Source organism: Klebsiella grimontii (assembly GCF_900200035.1).
Lineage (GTDB): Bacteria > Pseudomonadota > Gammaproteobacteria > Enterobacterales > Enterobacteriaceae > Klebsiella > Klebsiella grimontii.
Map to the genome: position 1 here is coordinate 43,509 of NZ_FZTC01000024.1, position 19,767 is coordinate 63,275.

At 56.4% G+C, this 19,767-nt stretch carries 25 protein-coding genes and 6 pseudogenes; 6 read left to right on the forward strand and 25 right to left on the reverse strand.

All coding sequences use genetic code 11. The features are described 5' to 3' along the window. Nucleotides 1-571 precede the first annotated feature (571 nt). The 12 genes and pseudogenes from KOSB73_RS23920 to ssb all read right to left on the reverse strand — a co-directional run bounded on the left by KOSB73_RS23920 (nt 572) and on the right by ssb (nt 7,644). Entirely contained in the window at nt 572-718 is a 147-nt protein-coding gene (locus tag KOSB73_RS23920) for a hypothetical protein (protein ID WP_032700834.1), read from the reverse strand. Between the two features lie 93 nt (nt 719-811). Further along, nucleotides 812-1,159: a hypothetical protein gene (locus KOSB73_RS23925; protein WP_032700835.1), complete on the reverse strand. Its 348-nt coding sequence runs from the start codon at nt 1,157-1,159 to the stop codon at nt 812-814. 25 nt (nt 1,160-1,184) lie between these two features. Then, on the reverse strand, nt 1,185-1,343 hold the full coding sequence (locus KOSB73_RS23930) for a hypothetical protein (protein WP_162180130.1): 159 nt from the start codon (nt 1,341-1,343) through the stop codon (nt 1,185-1,187). Nucleotides 1,344-1,399: 56 nt separating this feature from the next. After that, nucleotides 1,400-1,675 (reverse strand): hypothetical protein, encoded by a 276-nt coding sequence (locus tag KOSB73_RS23935; protein ID WP_032700867.1) that lies wholly within the window; start codon nt 1,673-1,675, stop codon nt 1,400-1,402. Nucleotides 1,676-2,493: 818 nt separating this feature from the next. Then, nucleotides 2,494-2,775: a helix-turn-helix domain-containing protein gene (locus KOSB73_RS23950; protein ID WP_004118961.1), complete on the reverse strand. Its 282-nt coding sequence runs from the start codon at nt 2,773-2,775 to the stop codon at nt 2,494-2,496. After that, nucleotides 2,756-3,085, reverse strand: a complete 330-nt coding sequence (locus KOSB73_RS23955; RefSeq protein ID WP_004118963.1) for a type II toxin-antitoxin system RelE/ParE family toxin — start codon at nt 3,083-3,085, stop codon at nt 2,756-2,758. The genes KOSB73_RS23950 and KOSB73_RS23955 overlap by 20 nt, the downstream gene beginning before the upstream one ends. Nucleotides 3,086-3,293: 208 nt before the next feature. Beyond that, nucleotides 3,294-3,492: pseudogene (locus tag KOSB73_RS31530) on the reverse strand (theronine dehydrogenase); the annotation flags it as partial. Further along, nucleotides 3,489-4,217: a plasmid SOS inhibition protein A gene (locus KOSB73_RS23960; RefSeq protein ID WP_004118966.1), complete on the reverse strand. Its 729-nt coding sequence runs from the start codon at nt 4,215-4,217 to the stop codon at nt 3,489-3,491. The gene KOSB73_RS23960 and the pseudogene KOSB73_RS31530, both read right to left, overlap by 4 nt. Further along, a complete protein-coding gene (gene psiB / locus KOSB73_RS23965; protein ID WP_004118968.1) occupies nt 4,214-4,645 on the reverse strand; it encodes a conjugation system SOS inhibitor PsiB in 432 nt (143 codons plus the stop codon). The genes KOSB73_RS23960 and psiB overlap by 4 nt, the downstream gene beginning before the upstream one ends. A 43-nt stretch (nt 4,646-4,688) precedes the next feature. Further along, entirely contained in the window at nt 4,689-6,746 is a 2,058-nt protein-coding gene (locus tag KOSB73_RS23970; protein WP_032744120.1) for a ParB/RepB/Spo0J family partition protein, read from the reverse strand. A gap of 67 nt (nt 6,747-6,813) precedes the next feature. Continuing rightward, nucleotides 6,814-7,047 carry a DUF905 domain-containing protein gene (locus KOSB73_RS23975; protein WP_009654057.1) on the reverse strand — a complete coding sequence of 78 codons (234 nt, stop codon included), beginning with the start codon at nt 7,045-7,047 and terminating at the stop codon, nt 6,814-6,816. Between the two features lie 48 nt (nt 7,048-7,095). Then, nucleotides 7,096-7,644: a single-stranded DNA-binding protein gene (gene ssb, locus KOSB73_RS23980; RefSeq protein WP_032732060.1), complete on the reverse strand. Its 549-nt coding sequence runs from the start codon at nt 7,642-7,644 to the stop codon at nt 7,096-7,098. A 316-nt stretch (nt 7,645-7,960) separates the two neighbouring features. On the opposite strand from ssb, the pseudogene KOSB73_RS23990 reads away from it, so the two are divergent. After that, nucleotides 7,961-8,204, forward strand: a pseudogene (locus KOSB73_RS23990) (hypothetical protein); the annotation flags it as partial. Nucleotides 8,205-8,477: 273 nt separating this feature from the next. On the opposite strand, the gene KOSB73_RS23995 reads toward KOSB73_RS23990, so the two are convergent. The 3 genes from KOSB73_RS23995 to KOSB73_RS24005 are packed head-to-tail and all read right to left on the reverse strand — an operon-like array spanning nt 8,478 to nt 10,753. Beyond that, nucleotides 8,478-9,041 (reverse strand): class I SAM-dependent methyltransferase, encoded by a 564-nt coding sequence (locus KOSB73_RS23995; protein ID WP_032700843.1) that lies wholly within the window; start codon nt 9,039-9,041, stop codon nt 8,478-8,480. A 48-nt stretch (nt 9,042-9,089) separates the two neighbouring features. Beyond that, on the reverse strand, nt 9,090-10,472 hold the full coding sequence (locus KOSB73_RS24000; protein ID WP_075809043.1) for a DUF3560 domain-containing protein: 1,383 nt from the start codon (nt 10,470-10,472) through the stop codon (nt 9,090-9,092). Nucleotides 10,473-10,522: 50 nt separating this feature from the next. Then, the gene (locus KOSB73_RS24005; RefSeq protein WP_032693979.1) at nt 10,523-10,753 is read right to left on the reverse strand and encodes a CCDC81 family HU domain 1-containing protein; all 231 of its coding nucleotides are present in this window, start codon (nt 10,751-10,753) and stop codon (nt 10,523-10,525) included. Between the two features lie 444 nt (nt 10,754-11,197). On the opposite strand from KOSB73_RS24005, the pseudogene KOSB73_RS31535 reads away from it, so the two are divergent. After that, nucleotides 11,198-11,395 (forward strand): annotated as a pseudogene (locus KOSB73_RS31535) (hypothetical protein); the annotation flags it as partial. An 87-nt stretch (nt 11,396-11,482) separates the two neighbouring features. Here the strand turns inward: KOSB73_RS31535 and KOSB73_RS24015 are convergent. The 10 genes and pseudogenes from KOSB73_RS24015 to KOSB73_RS24065 form a co-directional block, all read right to left on the reverse strand. After that, a complete protein-coding gene (locus KOSB73_RS24015; RefSeq protein ID WP_032693977.1) occupies nt 11,483-11,800 on the reverse strand; it encodes a hypothetical protein in 318 nt (105 codons plus the stop codon). A 28-nt stretch (nt 11,801-11,828) separates the two neighbouring features. Continuing rightward, nucleotides 11,829-12,074, reverse strand: coding sequence for a DNA polymerase III subunit theta (locus KOSB73_RS24020; protein WP_032693976.1), 246 nt, complete (start codon nt 12,072-12,074; stop codon nt 11,829-11,831). 203 nt (nt 12,075-12,277) lie between these two features. Continuing rightward, a pseudogene (locus KOSB73_RS30920) lies at nt 12,278-12,454 on the reverse strand (hypothetical protein); the annotation flags it as partial. A gap of 42 nt (nt 12,455-12,496) precedes the next feature. Then, nucleotides 12,497-13,003, reverse strand: a complete 507-nt coding sequence (locus tag KOSB73_RS24030) for an antirestriction protein ArdA (RefSeq protein ID WP_032693974.1) — start codon at nt 13,001-13,003, stop codon at nt 12,497-12,499. A 43-nt stretch (nt 13,004-13,046) separates the two neighbouring features. After that, a complete protein-coding gene (locus tag KOSB73_RS24035) occupies nt 13,047-13,475 on the reverse strand; it encodes an antirestriction protein (RefSeq protein ID WP_032693972.1) in 429 nt (142 codons plus the stop codon). 431 nt (nt 13,476-13,906) lie between these two features. Beyond that, a pseudogene (locus tag KOSB73_RS24045) lies at nt 13,907-14,672 on the reverse strand (hypothetical protein). A 53-nt stretch (nt 14,673-14,725) separates the two neighbouring features. Then, nucleotides 14,726-15,136: a DUF1380 family protein gene (locus tag KOSB73_RS24050; protein WP_075809041.1), complete on the reverse strand. Its 411-nt coding sequence runs from the start codon at nt 15,134-15,136 to the stop codon at nt 14,726-14,728. A 46-nt stretch (nt 15,137-15,182) separates the two neighbouring features. Further along, entirely contained in the window at nt 15,183-15,404 is a 222-nt protein-coding gene (locus KOSB73_RS24055; protein WP_032693969.1) for a hypothetical protein, read from the reverse strand. Then, a complete protein-coding gene (locus tag KOSB73_RS24060; protein WP_075809040.1) occupies nt 15,404-16,105 on the reverse strand; it encodes a DNA methylase in 702 nt (233 codons plus the stop codon). Before KOSB73_RS24060 ends, KOSB73_RS24055 begins: the two co-directional genes overlap by 1 nt. Before the next feature lie 887 nt (nt 16,106-16,992). Further along, a complete protein-coding gene (locus KOSB73_RS24065; protein ID WP_032693967.1) occupies nt 16,993-17,223 on the reverse strand; it encodes a hypothetical protein in 231 nt (76 codons plus the stop codon). 209 nt (nt 17,224-17,432) lie between these two features. Between KOSB73_RS24065 and umuD the strand changes: the two genes are divergently transcribed. The 4 genes and pseudogenes from umuD to KOSB73_RS24085 all read left to right on the forward strand — a co-directional run. Next, nucleotides 17,433-17,858, forward strand: a complete 426-nt coding sequence (gene umuD / locus KOSB73_RS24070; protein ID WP_032693966.1) for a translesion error-prone DNA polymerase V autoproteolytic subunit — start codon at nt 17,433-17,435, stop codon at nt 17,856-17,858. Then, nucleotides 17,858-19,132, forward strand: a complete 1,275-nt coding sequence (locus KOSB73_RS24075; RefSeq protein WP_080490800.1) for a Y-family DNA polymerase — start codon at nt 17,858-17,860, stop codon at nt 19,130-19,132. The genes umuD and KOSB73_RS24075 overlap by 1 nt, the downstream gene beginning before the upstream one ends. 166 nt (nt 19,133-19,298) lie before the next feature. Next, nucleotides 19,299-19,550: a type II toxin-antitoxin system Phd/YefM family antitoxin gene (locus KOSB73_RS24080; protein ID WP_032693964.1), complete on the forward strand. Its 252-nt coding sequence runs from the start codon at nt 19,299-19,301 to the stop codon at nt 19,548-19,550. Next, nucleotides 19,547-19,747 (forward strand): annotated as a pseudogene (locus KOSB73_RS24085) (type II toxin-antitoxin system RelE family toxin); the annotation flags it as partial. The gene KOSB73_RS24080 and the pseudogene KOSB73_RS24085, both read left to right, overlap by 4 nt. Nucleotides 19,748-19,767 lie beyond the last annotated feature (20 nt).

Here is a 19,767-nt window from a genome sequence, read left to right on the forward strand (position 1 = left end):
TTTATTTACGCCACGGGCGATGCTAAAAGCCGCCCTCCGCGAAAGATGATGTCGGGCGATATCGCGCAGAATTGAGAATGCACACAACCCTGAACGTCAATCCGGTCTTTATTGGATTCACGTTCAGGCCAAAGAATGGCGGGTATTTATCGCCACGGTGAGAGCGGCGCATCCTGATAGGGATGCAGCAAGCGAGATTTTGAATTTGCGTCAGGATGGAAGCCCGCAGGGCAGAGACAGCCTGCTGGCTCTGTTCACGACAGCCGTGTCCCGACAGGGACGACGCCCGGGTCAGTATTTATTTAATCTCTCACCAGAGATAAATTTCGGAAGAGATAAACAGCAGCATGCAGGAAGAGATGTAACAGGGATGAATAAAGAATATTGATGAGATAACGCCGCGCCGGAGTAATACGGGCGGCGCGTAGCGCAGCCGGTATTATTCTGCACCGCAGGTGCGCGGCCTTTTCCTGCAGTCGGGCAGGTTATCCCCTGCCCTTCCGGTTATTTACGCGGCCTCCTTATTTTACCTCCTGAAAAAGCCACCCCTTACGGAGCGGCAGGTTTCACATCACGCCAGACCGAGGCCGCTGTAGACCACGGTCAAAAACTGTTGCCAGTATTCCAGGCGCATAGCGGGGACGTGGGCACGCTTCCCGCTGCGTAAAGCATTTACAAACGCGTTTGCCTGTGCGACGATTTGCGGGTCAAATTGCATGGTTTAATCTCCATGTTGGTTTTACATATGCCGGATGCAAACTTTTGCGGGTACGTATCCGGCGCGGAATGAGCAGGCGAAAGCCTGCTTTTTTCATTTCTGGAACAGGTTAAATCCCTCCTTTATACGCGTTTTAATCTGCGCATGGCTCAGGTTGCACACATCCCGCAGCCGGAAATATCTGGCTCCATAGCGGGCATAAATCTCTGCCACGTCACCGCAGACCATTTCCTGCAGCATGAACGTCTCCCAGCCGCCGTTCTCACTCGTTGACCAGTTGAGCGGGTACATCAGGCCCAGCGCATCATGGAAGGCGTGAACGTCGATTTCAGCGGGCGCTTTCACCGCCGCTTTCTGGCGACTGAGCCAGTATTCATGCTCGGCTTCGGCAGTCACCTGCATTCCCGGACGGGCTGAAGATTCGGTGAGGTGTAAGTACATAGTTTTCTCCTTCTGGTTCAATTGGTTACTTCACGCCTAAACGCCGGAACATATCTGCGATAATGTTTCGACGTGCATATGACGCACCGGCAGCTTTCAAATCAGCCAGGACATTAAAGGCATAGCTGGCGCTCTTTCCGTGAAATGCCAGTACCTTTGCTGCGATCGGTTCCGGGCAGGCCATAACCCATCTTTCGGTAGATTCAAAAGCGGCGGTGTTGACGTTGTTGTTTTGTGTGTTCATAGCTGGTTGTCCTGGATATTGAAGCCTGCACGCTCAATCAGGCGCACAAACTGTTTGAAATGATCCGCTTCAGCCACGTTGATATGACAGAACTGCTTATCCACGCCACGGCTGAGGGCATAGCCATAGCTGAAGCTCATTTTTTCCGGGTGGCTTCTGCGATATTTTTTCAGCGCAACAAGGCTGCTGAATTCCATGACGTCCCACTCTTCCTCTGAGTTTTTTGGCTTATCAGCAACGAGGATCGTGTATGACACGGCTTTTCCCCCCATCTTTCTGGAAGATTCTTGAGCGGCGGTTTTGACGTTTCGTGTGTGCATTCTGGTTTTCTCCTGTGGTGATGGTTGTCCATCTCCCTGGTGAGTTCTCTCGCGGCACAGGGCAAAGGAGCAACGCTGTAAGGAGGAGAACAAGGGGCGGAGACAAAAAGTTTTTGCGGTCCCTGGCAAAAAGTTTTTGGCGGAGTTTATTTACCCCTTGTGCGACGACACGGCGGTGCTACGACCAGCCCTCCGCGTGAGGACACACGGGGGATGGCCTCACCGGGGGGACAGGATGAACACACCCGACACGTCGGAACGGCGTGGCGCCATAAAAGTGACGGCAGCTTTATCGCCGGCACGGTGAAAGCGGCGCATCCTGACAAGGATGCAGCAAGCGTGAATTTGAATTTGCGTCAGGATGGAAGCCCGCAGGGCAGAGACAGCCTGCTGGCTCTGTTCACGACAGCCGTGTCCCTAAAGGGACGACGCCCGGATCGGAATTCATTGGGTTCGCCTGTAAGGATAAATACCGGAAGGGATAAAAAGCAGCATGCCGGATGAGATATAACAGGGATGAATAATTAATCATGATGAGATAAGCCCGCGCCGTAATAATACGGGCGGCGCGTAGCGCAGCCGGTATTATCCGGCACCGCAGGTGAGCAGCCTTTTCCCGAAGTCGGGCAGGTTATCCCCTGCCCTTCTGGTTATTTACGCCACCTTCTGTCATGCCCTGTCTGTGAGAATCGATACAACACATGCGCATAATTGCTATAAGACAAAATGCTGGGGCTGACAGAAACAAAAGGCCAGCCCCGGCCGGTTGCTCAGTACAGTGCAATGACAGGCTTCTTGATACCGCAGGCATGAGCGTATCGGGTCAGCGTGTCAATGCTGGCTTTGGTGATGTTGTTTTCCAGGCGGGAAATAACCGGAGGTGTAACCCCCATGCGTTCAGCAACCTGCGCTTTTGTCAGGTTGTCATGCTTACGCCATTCTGCCAGCAGCTCTCTGAGCTTCTCCTTGCGTTCTTCTTCCTGCCATGCAGCGCGATATTCATCGTCCTGCATCCACTCGCTATGCAGTTCTTTATGGCTTACCAGTTTCATTGAGTACCTCCGCTAAACGCTTTTTGGCGAGATCGATTTCTTTCGCTGGCGTTTTCTGTGACTTTTTGATGAAAACCCGCAGCATAATGATGGTATTGCCTTTGTGGTATACCCATATGCCCCTGGCGATGTCCGTCCCCATCGTGCGGATCTCGAAAAGTCCATCGCCCAGAGGCCTGGTGTCTGGTTCCCGCAGCAACCGGGCATCATATTCCAGTTTGCCGATGAGACGGTCAAACTTCACCCTGATTTTTACGGGTAATGCTGTGGCTTCTTCCCTGGCATCCGGATGATAAACGACGCTAAACATGTGACCTCCCGTTTCCTGTATATTAACCTACAGGCTAATTTTAATCAAAGTAAAGTTAACCTATAAGCTAATTTTCTGGCAGTTATCTTAGCGGCCTGGTCATTATCACGGACTGAAAGAATTTTTACGTGCCTGTGGCTTTTCAAATGGCTACGATGGATTGCCCGGACAAGGCCAGTATTTCGATAATCCAGGGGTGGATTTGTTCTGCTTGCCTTTGTCCGGGCACCAATCTAAGCGGCACGCTCTGCCTCCCAAAGAGAAAACCCACGCACACCGCATATCCTGCGCCCGCCACCCAGCGCGACATGATCGATTAGGGAGCAGGTTTCCCGGCTTCCACGACGTCGGAGACCAGTTTATGCGGTCCGGTCCAGTTTCCAGCGCGGGGAATAGCGCCACTTCATCCGCGGCTCCGGTGTGTCAGCTTGTTCGGGACCTGCCAGCGTTCTGCCTGACGCACAGACTCCGGTGTCTCTCTCACAATGAAGCTGATTTCATGCATGACACCATACAGCGGCTCCCCGGCATCCCGCAGCCAGTCCAGGGAGACCAGCGAGGCAAACCGCGATCGCCAGTTCCAGAAGGCAGGCTCCAGATCCCGCGCGTCAAACTCGTCAGCCCACTGGCGGTACCAGGTGTTAACGGTCTCCGGTGACTGAAAGTTAAGCTCCGTGATAGCCTGCCCCAGCAGGTTCTGTCGCAGCAACCAGGTATGTGCTATCTCTTTGCCTTCACGCCGAACTCTCCGGGTGAACGCAATATTTTCACGCTGCATCCGCCGATCGGTTCGGGTGTGAATCACTTCCGGAAAAAGTTCAGCCTGAACATCGGTTGTCAGCGGCAGCGGGCAGCATTCCCCCTGACTGGCAATCAGCGTATCCAGTGCCTCTTCCACCTGCTTCAGATTATTCAGCCGGTCTTTCGGATCACGGTGCAGGCCGGGAATACTCCGGGCGACGGCGCTGTTAATTCGACTGCAACCGGTCAGCATGCGCAGGAACGTGCGGACATGGGGCATCGAGGGCAAACGAGCGCCCCGAAACCGGGCGTCTTCCACGAACATGATGGCCTGCAAAGCAGCCTGGCGTGCAGGTTTCAGGGTCACAATGGCATGGGATGAGGGGATCACAGTTCGCCCTCCTGAGCCAGGGTGCTGATGATACTGGCAAAGGAATAGCCGTCAGTATCGAGACACGCTATCAGTGCCAGCGTGTGGGAGATCAACTCCGGGTTAAATGTTTCCATGCTACGAACAACGGAGAACGGCTGGCCGCCACGGGTCACAAAAACGACCATCCAGCGCGTACTCAGCTCTCCCGGACTGCAGACCGCCACATCAAAATGACCGTGAGAGGGGGAAAAACGGATCTGTACCGGAAAGAATCCGCCGAATTCACTTTTGTACTCTCCGTTGACGTCCCAGCTCTCCGGACAGGACAGATCCCGCATCACGGCATGGGTGAGTTCACGGCGAAAATCTTCACCGGCGGCGCGGTAGTCTTCCAGCTCTCCGGCGAACATGGTTTTCAGGACATCGGTGGTAATGATCGTGTGCATAGGTTTCTCCTTACCGCCGCCCCCCAGGGCGGCGTCTCCGTTATCAGGCGGCGCAGGCCGGGTTGTTATGGTCGGTGACGTGGTCGACATCAGCGTCTGTATCGCTCTGACTCGTTGCCAGACTGAGTTCAGACTTTGCGGCAGGCTGTTTCTGGTTGTCGGCACTGGTCATCCATTCCGGAACCCACCGGGTTTTTGACAGGAAGTGCTCTGCATGTTCAGAGGCATCCTTTTTCTTCATTTTCGCGGCGTCCTGTGCTGCGCCAGTCAGTCCGGCCTGAGAGAGTGCCTGTACAATGTGTGGCTGCTTCATGTGCGAGAAAAGGTTATCAGCCGTCGGTTTCCACCAGTCGCGAAGGTCAAACTGGATGGCGTTTTCCACCCCATCCAGCGAACTCTGGTGTTTACGACCAAACTCATCCTTGCCCTGTACACCATCAATAGAACAGGCGGTGCAGAAAGCCATCAACGCCATCAGGGTTGCGCCATCGAGCGTAAAGAAGGTGGTCATATCCTTTCGCCAGTTTTCCGGCAGCAGGGCTTCAAGGCGTTCTTTTTCAGCCTGGATTGCCTGAAACGCAACGCTGTTTTCACCGTCAGGTGCTTCACGGGTCAGCGCGTAATGCGACACACTCACGCTAATGCAGAACGGCTCTTTGACGGACGTCGTGGTATGGAAAACCGAATTACACAGTTTCCAGACCATCAGCGCGATGGCTTTCTGCGGCTGCTGCAACAGGGCCGCCTGAACCGCCAGTGTGCGTTCAGAAGAAAGGCGGGTCAGCAACGGGACACCGACGGCGTCCAGCGGATCGACTTTTTCAGGAGCCTGATCGGTGGATGCATCCTTCTCCTTTATTTTTTCATCGGCGCACAGCACCACACCGCGCTGTACTTTCACCTCCTGACCAGTCCAGGAAACCACCACTCCGGCGGATTGCTTCATTTCATCGGGCCATGTCCGGTGTTCAGCGCGAAACTCAATGGTCTGCTGTTCATGCCAGACCTCATTGAGTTCACCTGCAACACGCTCCCCGTCATCCCCGGTATTTTGTACTTCGAGTTCTTCTTCGCGTTGTGCAAGGAAGGCAAGTCGTTCCGATTCGGCTTCGGTATATGCCACAGGCGGGACAGCATGCAGACGCCAGATTTTAGTATCCTTCCCGTAGTGAGAAATCGGTTCAAGGCGGCCATCGCACCATGACCAGCCTTCTGCTTCGCGAAGGTGTTCCGCGATACTCTGCAGTTTTTCCAGCAGGGCGGTATCGAGAGAAGCACTTTTGACATAGCCGCCGTTTTCGCTGCTGAAGAGATCAACCCGGATTTCTTCCGGACTGAATGCGGCCTCTCCCACAAAGCGGAATTTGTCGCCGTTTGTGGAGACCTCTTCTGAGGTAATGAGGTTACGGATCGAGGACACTGATACTTCATTATTCCAGGACCGTTTGCGGGCGGATTCCAGCACTTCCACCTGGCGTTTCTGATCGCTTTCGAGCGCCAGTGACTGGCAGTGTTCGGTGGTGATTTCATCCTTCGCCAGCGCCTCCAGAATGTCGGGAGCCAGTTCGGTCAGCTTCAACATACGCTGAACATGACGGGTACCGAACCCCAGCAAGTCACCAATCTGCGCGGGGGTTTTCCCCTGTGCTGCCAGCGTGCGGAACCCGGCGATCTGTTCAGACGGATGCATTGCCATCTGCTGTTCGTTTTCTGCCATTGATGCCGCAACAGCCAGTTCATCAGGTACCTTTTTCACCATCACCTGATATCCGGCATCGATACGGTTTTCACTCTGCAGGAGCTGCAGAGCTTTCAGGCGACGACCACCTGCAGCCACACCACACTGCCCGTCATGAAGAGAATGAACGACCAGATTCTGCAACAGGCCAAGCGCTTCAATGGAGTCTGCCATTGAGCGTACTTTCTCCACCGGATAAGGGATGGTCCTGACGTTCAGGGGAGATTTTACCAGTGCCGTCACCGGGACATACTCAATCGGCGCGGCATCGAGAGCCGCTTTCAGGGCGGCGGCTTCGGCAGGTTTCACCGATTTTTTGCTGGTTTTTGGTGCAGTTTTTACCTTAGACTCTGTTGCAGACATAATTGATACCTCTCTGATATTGATGACTGTCTGCCGGACAGCCCCCCTGTCCGGCACCTCTTACTGCTTATTGCGTGTTACGGATGCCATAACGTTCGATATAACGGTTGAGCCATTTCCCGGCATCCGCTTCAAAATTCCATGCGCGCCACACCATTTCGCCGTTCTGACGAACGACCAGGCGAAAATGCGAACCCTGATCGTCTTCAATGGCGACATTTTCAAACTGTGCCGCCACCGCTTCAGCCTGTGCTCTGGTGAAGGTGTCATCCGGTAACGGACCGTTATCGTAAATACTCATCTCTCTCCTTTCGGCCCCACCTGGGCAGGGCCGGCCTGAAACGGGTTATCAGAACGGGGCATCGTCATCCATCGGCGGGTAATCATCCGGGGACGGCTGCGGGGGTTGCTGGGACGGCGCGGCACTCTGACGGCCTTTTTTACCGCCCTTCGCTTTCGGGGATGCCACAGGGGGTTCAGCAGGTTGTACCGGAGTCTGCGGCTGTGCGGGCTGATGAGGTACGGCGCTCTCTGACGAACTGCCCTCACGACGCCCACCCAGCATCTGCATCGTGCCGTTCTGCCCGACCAGCACCTCGGTGACATAGCGTGTGATTCCGGCCTCATCCTGCCAGTTGCGGGTGCGCAGCTGGCCCTCGATGTAGACCTGAGCGCCTTTACGCAAGTATTCCCCCGCCACTTCCGCGAGCTTGCCGAACATGACCACACGGTGCCATTCGGTGTTTTCGCGCAGTTCCCCGCTCTGTTTGTCACGCCATGTTTCCGATGTGGCCAGCGTCAGGTTGGCCACCGCGCTCCCGTTGGGTATATAACGCACGTCCGGGTCCTGCCCCAGATGACCAACCAGAATGACTTTATTGATGCCTCGTGCTGCCATGATGACTCTCCTTACTCCGTTGTTTTGCTTTTAAAACCCCATCATCCGTTGAGTTACCGGAAGCCGCGGTTTTGACGTTTGCGGGAACCTGCTGTTTTGTTCCCGGAGGTATGACCTTCACCCGTTTGAGAACCTTCGCCGCAAGGGCGTCAACGAGCACGGCCCGGTGCAGCTGTCCGGGGTGAGCGGGAAATTTTTTCCGGTCTAATGGAGAGAAGCGAAATGGCCGGAAAAAATTTATTGCGAAAGGCCACGCCGGCCCTGGACAGCCAGGCGGGTTGTGCTTGTCTCAGCCCCGGCGAAAGGGACTTAAACGGTGAAAAGGCACAGGAGAGGAAATGAGCAGGGACCCGCCGCAACGTCGGGGCGCGGCACGCGAAACGGCGGTGCCCCTTACAGCCCGGCGGTCACTGGCCGGGGTGCAGGGAGCGCAGGGCACGGCGCGACAGGGCGGCGCCTCCGGAACGGAGGCTGCAAGCCTGCCGTTGACGTTGCGTCATGGGATGGAAGCCCGACAGGGCGGAGACAGCCTGGCTGGCTCCGTTCACGACAGCCCGCCCGGACGCCCACTGCAGGACCTGAAATAAACGAAGAGCAAAAAGAAAAGCCGGCAGAAACAGATGGATGACCACGCTCCATCAGCGGCTCATCCGGAACAGGAAAAAAGGAACAACAGTAAACCAGAATACCAGAAGGAAGAGAGGGACAGGATGAACGCGGAGAGGGAGAGCCGGCGGCGCGTCAGCGCGGCCCGGTCCTCCTGCGCCGCAGGCGTGCGGCCTTTTCCGTCGCGGCCAGACGGGGGCACACTCCCCCGCCGGGCTAACCGGCTTTCAGGCAGCTATCCTGAGCAGAACAGTTGAAACGTCGGTATACGTGAATGTGCCTCGCGGCAATGGCTCCCAGACATCAGCAAGCGGCTTCAGTATGGATTGTTGTCGCGGCCCGTTCAGACAGACCGCAGTGACCACGCCGCCGGGTGCCAGCAGCGTCACTGCCCGCTGTATATGCCGGATATCCTGCGCATGGTTAAACGGTGGATTCATGATAATTTTGCTGTAGTGCTTTTCCGGCCGGTATTCCAGAAAATCACCCAGCCAGACGCTGACGCCCGGGAAATGATCCCGGAGATGGCAGACCAAATCCGCGTTCAGCTCCACGGCGTCACACTGTGCCCGTGGCGCGCCTTCCCTGACCGCCCGTAGAATGGCGCCCGTTCCGGCGCTGGGCTCCAGAACATGATCAGAGTCCACCACCTCCGCCAGACTGACCAGCCGACGACAGAGCGGATCGGGCGAGACAAACAGCTGTGAACTGGCCCGGATTTCTGTCACAGGCATCCGGTCATCCAGCCTGGCCCGCATCGTCTGAATACGCGCCCTGAGTTCTCTGTGCATAAGTCAACCTCCCTGATCTCCCCGGCAACCTGCCGGGGAGTCTGCCTGTCATTTTTTCGGAATTTCAACGGTTTTCATGTCAGTGATATAGACATTCACCAGCGTACAGCCGTGCGTCATGCAGCGGCGAAAGCGGTACGCGCCGTGCGTCTCAGTTTCGGCCACACCCCGGACAGCCTTATAGTCCCCCGGCATTCTGGCCCATTCGGCTTTGGTCATCTCCCGGGATCCCTCCCCCGGATAGTTGACGATCGGGGGACGTTTTGCGGCCTGTTTCGCGGTGCTGACCTCTTCGGCTGAGGGAGCTTTATAGTCAGTGATGCGGTCCGGGGTCAGTTTCATGGTGCCGCCGTAGCCCAGAAAACGGTAACAGGGAGTTTCCACCGAACTAACCTGACCATTGCTTTTGTTGATGCGGATGATGGTTAACCACTCGCCCCGGCTCAGCACCTGCCCGCCAGGCTCAAATTCCTGTGTCCGGGTGACCACACCGCCGCTTTCATCCAGCATGGCGCGCTCATAGCTCAGACGGTTGCGATAATGATGAACCCAGCGTTGCTGATGGCGGATTGTGCGTTCATGGCAGCGGATCGCAATATCCCGCGCCTGTTCAAAAGTAATGATGTCCTCAGACAGGGCAGAATGGAGAGACATCGAGCCCTCATACTGGCTTTTCTCTGCCGGACGGGGGTATTTGTCGAGCGAGAAACAGGCCGAAATATGGTCATAGTTACTGATAAGCCGCGCCATTTTCAGATCGAGCGTTTCGCCACGCCACATCGTCAAAAATTTCTGCGCCCCGGCGATGTTCTTTTCTGCCTTGCGTAATTCCGCCTCGAGCTTTTTGATGCGGCGATAACGTACATCCGGACGCTCCTTGTATTTCGCGTGGCGTAATGAGGCCTGCGCGCGTTCTTCCCAGTATTCCGCGCGTTCAAACAACATCACCGCGCGCTTCATGCCGTTTTCGATGCGTTGCGCATCACGACGCGCCCGACGTTCGCTGTGATGGCCAACCAGAATGGGCTGGCCGAACGGAATAGCCGACGCCAGCGCATCAACATGCGCAAGCTGTCGCTCAGATTCACCGGCGCGTTTATCGCTGTAGTCGTTAAACCGTTCCGCACGTTGCTCCTGACGGTCAAAAAGCGTGCTGTCTTCGTCCTCGATATCGCCGGCGAGGGACAGTAATACATCCTCGCGACCCGGCGTCCAGGCGGGCGCAACAAACAGCCCCTGTTTCGGCGCCCAGCGGAACCCTGCATCATGCACCCTTTTATACGTCTCCTCATCGAGGCGCAGCGAGGCATAAAGCCGCAGCTTGTTATCATCCGGGGAATAGGTCCCGCGGTACACCTGGCCGATATATTCTTCCGCATCGGTCTGCGGGATGGTTTCGGCACTGAGTGCCTGAGCTGAAGCCTGAGTCATGATTTTTCTCCTTCCTGCGGTTGCCGCCCCTCCCGGGGCGGCTCACCTCATCAGTTAAATGCGCGTTTCAGTTCGAGCGTGCGGAGCACCTGCCCGAAAGCGGCGTTTTTCATCGCGGGGATATGAACGCCGCGCCCTTTGCGGTGACTTCTGGCGATATGACGGCCAAAGGCTTTTAACGCAGGGTCAATCTCCGGCGCGGGGATATCGGCGCGGAAAATGCGCGGATGCCGACGGGGCTTTACAGCCTCTGTGGAAGGTGAAACAATGGTAACGATCATTACGTTAACTCCTTCTGGTAGTTAATGAAGCCGTAGAAACCGTTGGCGCGATTTGTACGGCGTGGATTAAGCAGGGTTCCCCTGCTTTTTTCATTTCTGCGGTTTGCTGTCTGCTTCTCCTGCCTCCTTTACCAGCATCATTTTTTCCTGATTTTTAAAGAACATCACCCGTTGAGTTTCGGGAGCCGCGGTTTTGACGTTTGCGGGAACCGGCTGCGATATTCCCGATGGTATAAACTTCACCCGTTTGAGAACCTTCGCCGCAAGGGCGTCAACGAGCACGGCCCGGTGCAGATGTCCGGGGTGAGCGGGAAATTTTTTTCGGTCTAATGGCGCGAAGCGGAATGACCGGGGAAAATTTATTGCGAAAGGAGAAGCCGCCCCTGGACAGCCAGGCGGGTTGTGGTTGTCTCAGCCCAGGCGAAAGGGGCTTAACCGGGTGATGCACCAGGAGCGGAACAGAGCAGGGACCCGCCGCAACGTCGGAGCGCGGCACGCGAAACGGCGGTGCGCCTTACAGCCCGGCGGCCGTTGTTTTTCGACGGGGTGCAGGGAGCGCAGGCCACGGCGCGACAGGGCGGCGCCTCCGGAACGGAGGCAGCAAGCCGGCTGTTGATGTTGCGTCATGGGATGGAAACCCGCTGCCCGAAGGGCCGGGCAGAGACGGCGCAGCTGGCTCTGTGCGAAGCATGACAGCCCGCCCGGACGCCCGTAGCGAAAGCGGGAGCGTCAGGAACGGAAATGTTTTTCTTTTCTGTACAGCGCAACGCTGTACCAGGCTGAACTCAGGAAAGCAAAAACGTTAATCACCACTCTTAATTCGTCCCCCGGTTCTTTCCCCTTCAGCATCATCGTCATGATGACGCCGGCAACGATAATCCACGCAACGCCACTCCAGAGACGCATCTTATCCGCCACTACGTTCATCAGGATGAAAGCAACGGCCAGGATTGCCCCCCATAATGCGAGCAGCGGCTGAATCGGGTTATACAAAAGGTTAATACCGGTAAACAGAGCAACAACAGCAAACATGACTGACATACGCATACTTTTTCCTTTCACTGTACCACTCTCCTTAGCCTTCTTCCGGCTTCTGGTATTCAGGTGCATTTGCGCGCGGCAGCTGCTGGCTGTTCAGCCTGTGAACACGCAATCTCTCCCGAATATATTCCCGGAGATGCTCAGGCTGTTCGCGCTCAACGAGTTCGTGCACAACAGGCTTGTTCATACGCTCCTGCCATGCGACGGCAGCGGCCGCTTTATCGACGGAGACTTTGTCCTGTTCGTCTTTTGAGAATGAGGCAATATTCCATTTTGACATATGTTTCAGCCCTCATGGTTACAGAACGATTTACCAGATAGCACGCCCTTTCGTCGAACCTATCGACCAGTAACGGAGAGAGCGTGTGCGGCGCCGCGGGCGCGGCGAAACGCCTCTCCGGCAGGCGCAGCCTGCCCGGGTTTTCGCGCGGGCTGACAGGCGTCCTCCTGCCCGACACCTGTCATCATGCTTACTGGCCTTTCACCCTGAAAGATGAAATGACCGCCGGGATACACGGCACACTGACAGGTCATATATTCGCAGATTTCATCCATGACCTGCGCGGTGGTCAGTTCCCGCTGCCCGGCATCACGGCGGCGTGCATTAATCAGGGCTTTGTACTGACGCAGGATATCGCGGCTTTGTGGTGCAAGTTTCATACATTTTCTCCTTAACCGGCGGGTTTCCCCGCCGGGCATCATTCAGTTTCTGAAGACATAGCCGCCCTGAAACACATACCCGCTGCTGAATAAATCCCGCGCGTATGCCTCATAATCGAAATACACGCGCAGGGATTCGGGCACGTCATTTAACAGGCCGTTGTCCTCCACAAAGCCATAAGCAAAATCTTCCTCGCTTTCCGCCTCGCCGTAATACGCGTCATCAAAGGCATCATAGTCACACTCGCCGGTATATTCCGCCCAGGCCACAAACGCGACGGCGCGCCCTTCATCCTGCGCCTGCCGGAATGCCTCTATAAATGCCCAGTTCACAGACGATTCAGAGGCAAACGGGGAAGGAATACCTTCCCAGTCCTGAAACATCAGTTCGGGGTCATCCTCACCGGCGTGCAGCGTCCGGCAGGCGTCATAAAACGCGTCTTCGTCGTCAAAATCGGTTAAATCAAACCATTTACCAAAAATGCTGCCGCAGTTGTACTGGTGATACGTGCCCACGTAGACAGCAGGAACGGTGATTGATGAATTCATTTTTCGTCTCCCTGCGGGGCGGTATCACCGCCCCGGTCGTTAATCAGTCCAGCGCGGCGTAAATCGCATTGCATTCCGGGTGAAAAGTGATGTGATTCCAGAGCTGGACATCACGCAGCATATAAAGGTGAGTCAGGGCCGGGTTATTGCTGTCATGGTGGGCAGCCAGACGACGGTTAACTGCCAGGCTGGTCAGAATAATGCCCGCTGCGTCGGCACTGACATAGCGGTCAAACCAGCTTTCCGTGCTGACCAGATGGACGCGGCCGCAATCGGGCATCATGTAACCGCCGCCCTCCGGTAAGCGGATGAAATGCCAGAAACCGCTGTCATGTTCCGGCATCCATTTTTTCGCCAGGGCGTACACCTGTAATTCTGCGAGCATGAAATCAGTGCCGAACATGTACGGCATGAAGGACAGTCGGTCGGACTCTTCGACATTCAGGACAGGGCGCGTTTTCACATACTGCATGGTAAAACCTCCGTAATCACATGGACTGCGACACCGGGCGGTGCCGTGCCTCCATAACAGACGGGCGGTCAGTCGGGAATGCAGGGGCGCAAGGGAAGCCGCAGCCTGACGCACACGGCAGACGGGAGTTGCAGGGTGAGACCGTGAATCCTGAGCGGTCGAACGACCGGAAAATCCCGGCAGACGGGAAGGAAGGACCGGGTGACCGCCGCGGCGTCAGCGAACCCTTGCATTCGCGACAGCCCGGCTAAGATGGAGGCACGGCACAGCCCGCACACGACACGGTGATAACTGAGGGGGGGCACCCAAAAGGCCCGGAAACCGGGCCAGGTGGACGCGGAGCCGGCACGGGGACATCCTTATTCGCTCTGGATCTCCGGCGCCGACAGGCAGAAAAGGGAGAGTCTCCCCTCCCCTGACGCTCCGGTCCGTCACACCTGAGCGTTGACGGCGCGGGCCTCTCTCACCACATCCCGTAAAACACGGCGGTCAAGCCAGCGACGGGGCGGATCGCCCGGAAAACGGAGCAGCTCAGTGATAACGCCTGCACCCTCAATATTTTCTTCCCGCTCGTTAATCAGCGTGAGCAGGACCGGGCAGAAACGCGCATTGCGTACCAGAATGGCGTCGAGAACCAGCTCCAGCCTGTCGGTCTCGCTGTCGTCCAGCCAGTTGTCATGGTCGTACTCGTCGGCCAGCAACCGCCAGTCACCGAAACGTCGCTCCATCAGGCGCGGAGTGGCAGACGGAACCCTTGCAGCAGCGATGCGCTTCGTATCCCGGCGCACGATTTCGCATACCCGGTCAGTAAACTCTTTCAGGAAGGCCAGCAGGTCGTCACATTCGGATTTTGTCAGCCATTCCTGTGCGTAAAGGCAGACTGATACACGTACAGTCCGGCAACGCTTCGGGGCGGGGGTAAGCCTGCGCCGGGTACAGATGCAGGCGGGCAGGCGTTCCTGTCAGCCGCTGCGCGCTGGCGATCAACAGGTGCGCCCGCCCGCCACTGAGGGTCTGACAAAGGCGGGTAGTCAGCTTCAGGATTGCGTCCGCGCTGAGCACGCCGCAGACAGCCAGCCAGCCGGGAACCTCCTGCGGAGCCACCTGTATCATACCGACACTTTCAGGCCACCCGGACCGGCGCAGAAGACTGTCCCCGTGGCGCAGAATGAGTGCATTCAGGGTATCGTTATTCATGGTTAAGCTCTCTGTCTGGAAATATCGCCCCGCAACATGGCGGGGCGGGGTCGTTAAGCGGCCAGTTGCAGCCGGAGCCAGTCGATATCGGCCAGCGCGTCGGCAACAGTCGGATATTGCAGGCAGACCAGCGGCCAGGCCCGTGCATCTTCCTCGCTGAGTGCCCGCCCGGCGATATTGGTCAGCTTCGCCAGCATGTCAGCCGGAACACTGATGCGGCGGGTGCTCTCCTGAATGCCCGCGTACAGGTCCTGGACAGTACGGAATGACACGCCTTCTTCGGCATGGTCGCCGGTGCCGGTCTGTCCGATCAGTTCGAGAACAATATGGGCCTCGTGCTCCGTCATGTTTTCCACCTGGGCCATCACGTCCTCTTTCGTCCAGACCAGCAGGGCGTAACGTTCTTCGTTGCCGAACATGCGTTTGAGTTTTTTGTTCAGTTCTTTGCGGGTGCCGTACAGCATGGTTATTTCTCCGTGATCCAGTGGGGGCGGCTTTACCGCCCGGGTGTCAGTCCTGAAAACTTTCGTCCAGCATCAGGGCGATATTGAATGCCTCATCCATCAGGACGCTGATACGCCGCAGGCTTATTCCGGCAAGTCGCTCCGGCAGTCCGTCATGCCGGTAGTGATACGTTTCTTCCAGCACTTTCAGGGTGGTTTTCAGGTCGCACAGGTTATTGGCCAGCCCGGCCATGTTGCGGCGCAGGGCTTTGTGTCCGCCGTAGTTCATCACGCCGCCTCCGGGAGCCATTCATCGTTCGCCGCCGGGGTATTAACGGCCCGGTGCATGGCGGCCAGTCGTCCGGCTCCGGCTCTGTGGTACTGCGCCAGCACTTCGATGCCGATATAGCGACGTCCGGCACGGTATGCGGCGACACAGGTCGAACCGCTGCCGGCAAAGGGGTCAAGGACAATCGCCCCCGGGGCGCTGAATGACTCAATCAGCGGTTGCAGAGCCTCCACCGGTTTCTGGGTGGGATGCAGCGGATTGCCGGTATAAGGAAACGGCAGCACGTCCGGCAGCGGTTTTTCGGGTGGCACCGGGCGCCCTTTAGCGAGGACATAAGCCCCTTCATGGCAGTAGTCCACGAATCCGCGCCTGACCTTAGCGTTACGGCGGTTGGAGGAATAGGTTTTGGTGAACACAATCTGACCCACGGCGTAGAATCCTGCCGCTTTCCATGCCGCCATAAAACGATCGACGCGGTTCCAGCCATAGAAACTGACCATCAGCGCGTCTTTTTTGAGGACGCGGTACATCTCCAGCGTGGCCGGTTGCAGCCATTCGTCCGTCACATCCCCGGCAATAGCCCGTCCGGAACGGTCCTTAAAACCGACCAGGTAAGGCGGATCGGTCACAATGAGATCAACTGCGCGGTCGGGGAATCCGCGCATCACATCAATACAGTTTCCGAGAATGAATCTGGACATGGCAGCACTCCTGTAGTCAGAGGGGGCAGGAGGCATCACCGCGATACCGTTCCCTGCCGCACGCTGCCTGTTCATCGCGTCCGGTCACGGGTCAGGCCGACCGTGGAATACCGCAGCCGTCAGTTTTTATGGCGGCAAGGATATGCCGCGAAAGCGGCTTGAAGGGCGTTCCTTAACGTGGCGAGGGGCTGGCGCAAAATACCAGCGGCGCCGGGCCGGAGCGGAAAAACCGCCCGTCCCGTATCAGACCGGACGCGAGACACTGGCAGCGGGTGGCAGGTTCATCCCCCGCGCCGCATGGCGGTCGCGGATAAAAGCGGAGCCTGAAAAGGCGATGGCATGAGAAAGCGAAAAACCGGACCAGGTGCCCGGTCAGGAACAGGTCAGCGAGTGATATCCCGCCAGTCATTGCCCCACTCATCACACAGTAAAGGAGCATCAGGCATACCGGTGCCTGTACGCCGCGGCCGGTAACGGGTCAATGCCGACCGTGGAATACCGCAGCCGTCAGTCGTTTCGACGGCGAGGCTATGCCGCGAAAGCGGCTTGAAGGCCGATCCTTAGAATGGCGAGGGACTGGCGCAAAATACCAGCGGCGCCGGGCCGGAGCGGAAAAGCCGACCGTCCCGTGAACAGCCGGACGCGGAACACTGGCAGCGTGCGAAGGAAGGATCATCAGAATACCTGTCCACAAACGCAGGGCTTAAGGCTGTGGCTAATTATGTAAGAAGGCCAGTGAGTGTTACGCAATTACCGCGCTTATATCCCCGTCCGCATTGGGCGAGGTTTTACGCGCAATTTGATAACCTGAAGGCAGAAGCCTGAGAGGCTCGGGAAGACAGGCGCCACCAAACCTGTTCTTTTTTTGTACAATCAAAAACAAAGCATCAGCGATTCCGGGAGTTATCCCCGGCCACGGACAGGCCGATATATACGCCCGCCCCCCAGATAATCTGCGATAAAATGAAAACCCACTGCGGGACGTCGAACACCAGGAGCGGGAGCAGGCAGAGCGTCACAATCCCAATCATGCGACTGCCATATTTTCTGCGGACAGGTTCAGCGCTGTCCACGGGCACGCCGGCGAACCGGAGCACATTTCTGAAGCCTGGTGACATGAGTATCTCCTGAAGGGATGAAAACCAGATGATATCAGTATATTACAGCATATCCGGGTCAAAGGGGCCCGGGACTCTCTTTCTGCAACCACGGCCTGTTTTCGCTCTGGCAGCAGAGCCTTAGCGATTTCGATGTGAAAGAGGCTTGCAAAAAAGCGCTGCAGATAAAATAATTACTGTATATAAATACAGTAATAAGGAGCGAAACGGTGGAATTCACACCTGCAGCACTCAACCCCGGAACACTCACCCTGCCGCTTTTCACTGAACGGTGTGCGGCCGGTTTCCCCTCTCCGGCCGCGGACTACACCGAATCGGAGCTGGACCTCAACGAATACTGCATTCGCCGGCGCCATTCGACCTATTTTGTCCGGGCCATCGGAAACTCCATGACGGATATCGGTCTTTACTCCGGTGACCTGATGGTCGTTGATAAAGCGGAAAAACCCCGGCATGGCGATATCGTCATTGCCGAGATTGAGGGGGAGTTCACGGTTAAACGCCTTCTGCTGACCCCCCGCCCTGCCCTGCAGGCGATGAATCCGGCTTACCCTGTCCTGTATCCGGACCCGGAGACGCTCCAGATTTTTGGCGTGGTCACCGCGTTTATTCACAAAACACGGGGCACGGACTGATGTTCGCTCTGGCCGATGTCAACTCATTCTATGCCAGCTGCGAGAAAGTATTTCGCCCGGATTTAAGAGGAAAACCCGTCATTTGCCTGAGTAATAACGACGGCTGCGTGATCGCCAGAAGCCCAGAGGCCAAACGGCGATTGGGCATAAAAATGGGTACGCCGTGGTTCCAGCTGAAAGACGTACAATTCCCGGAAAAACTGTTCGTATTTTCAAGTAATTATGAGCTTTATGCGAGTCTAAGTAACCGCGTGGTTGCCCTGCTTGAAGAGTTATCTCCCCGTGTTGAGCAGTATTCCATTGATGAGTGTTTCCTCGATGCCCGGGGCATTGGCCACTGTATGGATCTGAAAGAATTTGGCAGGCAGCTGCGCGGGCACGTCCTGAATGGTACGGGGCTCACAATCGGTGTCGGTTTCGGCGCCACAAAGACACTGGCGAAATCGGCACAGTGGGCATCGAAAGAATGGCCACAGTTCCGGGGAGTGCTGGCGCTGTCGCCAGATAATCCTGGCAGGACAGCAAAATTACTCAGCCTGCAGCCGGTGGAGGAGATCTGGGGGGTGGGAAACCGGATAGCGAAGAAACTGAAGGCGATGGGGATCACAACAGCCCTGCAGCTGTCGCTGACTAACCCGACGTTTATCCGGAAGAACTTTAACGTTGTGCTCGAGCGAACTGTCCGGGAGCTGAACGGAGAGAGCTGTATTTCGCTGGAGGAAGCACCGCCGCCCAAACAGCAGATCGTCTGCAGTCGCAGCTTCGGGCAGCGGATCACCACCTATGATGAGCTCCGCCAGGCCATATGTCAGTATGCTGAGCGGGCAGCAGAAAAGCTGCGTGGTGAACGACAGTACTGCCGGCATATCTCAGCCTTCATCAAAACTTCGCCATTCGCCGTCAAAGAGCCGTACTACGGGAATATCTCGACGGAAAAACTGAGTACGCCAACGCGAGACTCCCGGGATATTATCGCCGCTGCAGTTAACGTACTGGACAGGATCTGGGTACCTGGTCACCGCTACGCAAAAGCGGGAGTCATGCTGAACGATTTCTGTCCCAACGGGGTCTCTCAGCTGAACCTGTTCGATGAGATACAGCCGCGGCCGCACAGTGATGCTCTGATGAAAGTCCTCGATGGCATTAATCACTCAGGGCTTGGGAAGATCTGGTTTGCCGGCAGAGGTATTGCTCCTGAGTGGCAGATGAAGCGGGATATGTTGTCACCGGCATATACAACCCGCTGGAAAGAGTTACCGGTCGCCAGGTTTTAACCCGGAGTGGCTCAGCCCGGGTCTGGCTTGCATGGCTACCAGGATGGGTACGAGCACCAGTACCCTCGCCCTCCGGATATTTTGCACACCTACCGTTTAAAAGACTTGTTAACTGGTCATGTGAGGGCTATATTTGAGACCTGTTAACAAGTCTTAAAGGTGCACTATGCCCAACATTATTCTGAGTGACACAAGCGCGAGCATCAGCGAACTTAAAAAAAACCCGATGGCGACGGTCAGTGCCGGCGACGGCTTCCCGGTCGCTATTCTGAACCGTAATCAGCCCGCTTTTTACTGCATCCCGGCAGAGCTTTACGAGAAGATGCTCGATGCCCTGGATGATCAGGAACTGGCAAAGCTGGTTTCAGAACGCAGTAACCAGCGGCTGCTTGACGTGGATCTGGACACGTATCTATGACTTATACGGTCAAATTCAGGGAAGATGCGCTGAAGGAATGGCAAAAGCTGGATAAGGCCATTCAGCAACAGTTTGCGAAGAAGCTGAAGAAGTGCTGTGACGAACCACATATCCCCTCAGCAAAGCTGAGAGGGATAAAGGACTGCTATAAAATTAAACTTCGCGCGTCAGGCTTTCGTCTGGTCTATCAGGTAATTGTAGTGGTCAACTAAAACTG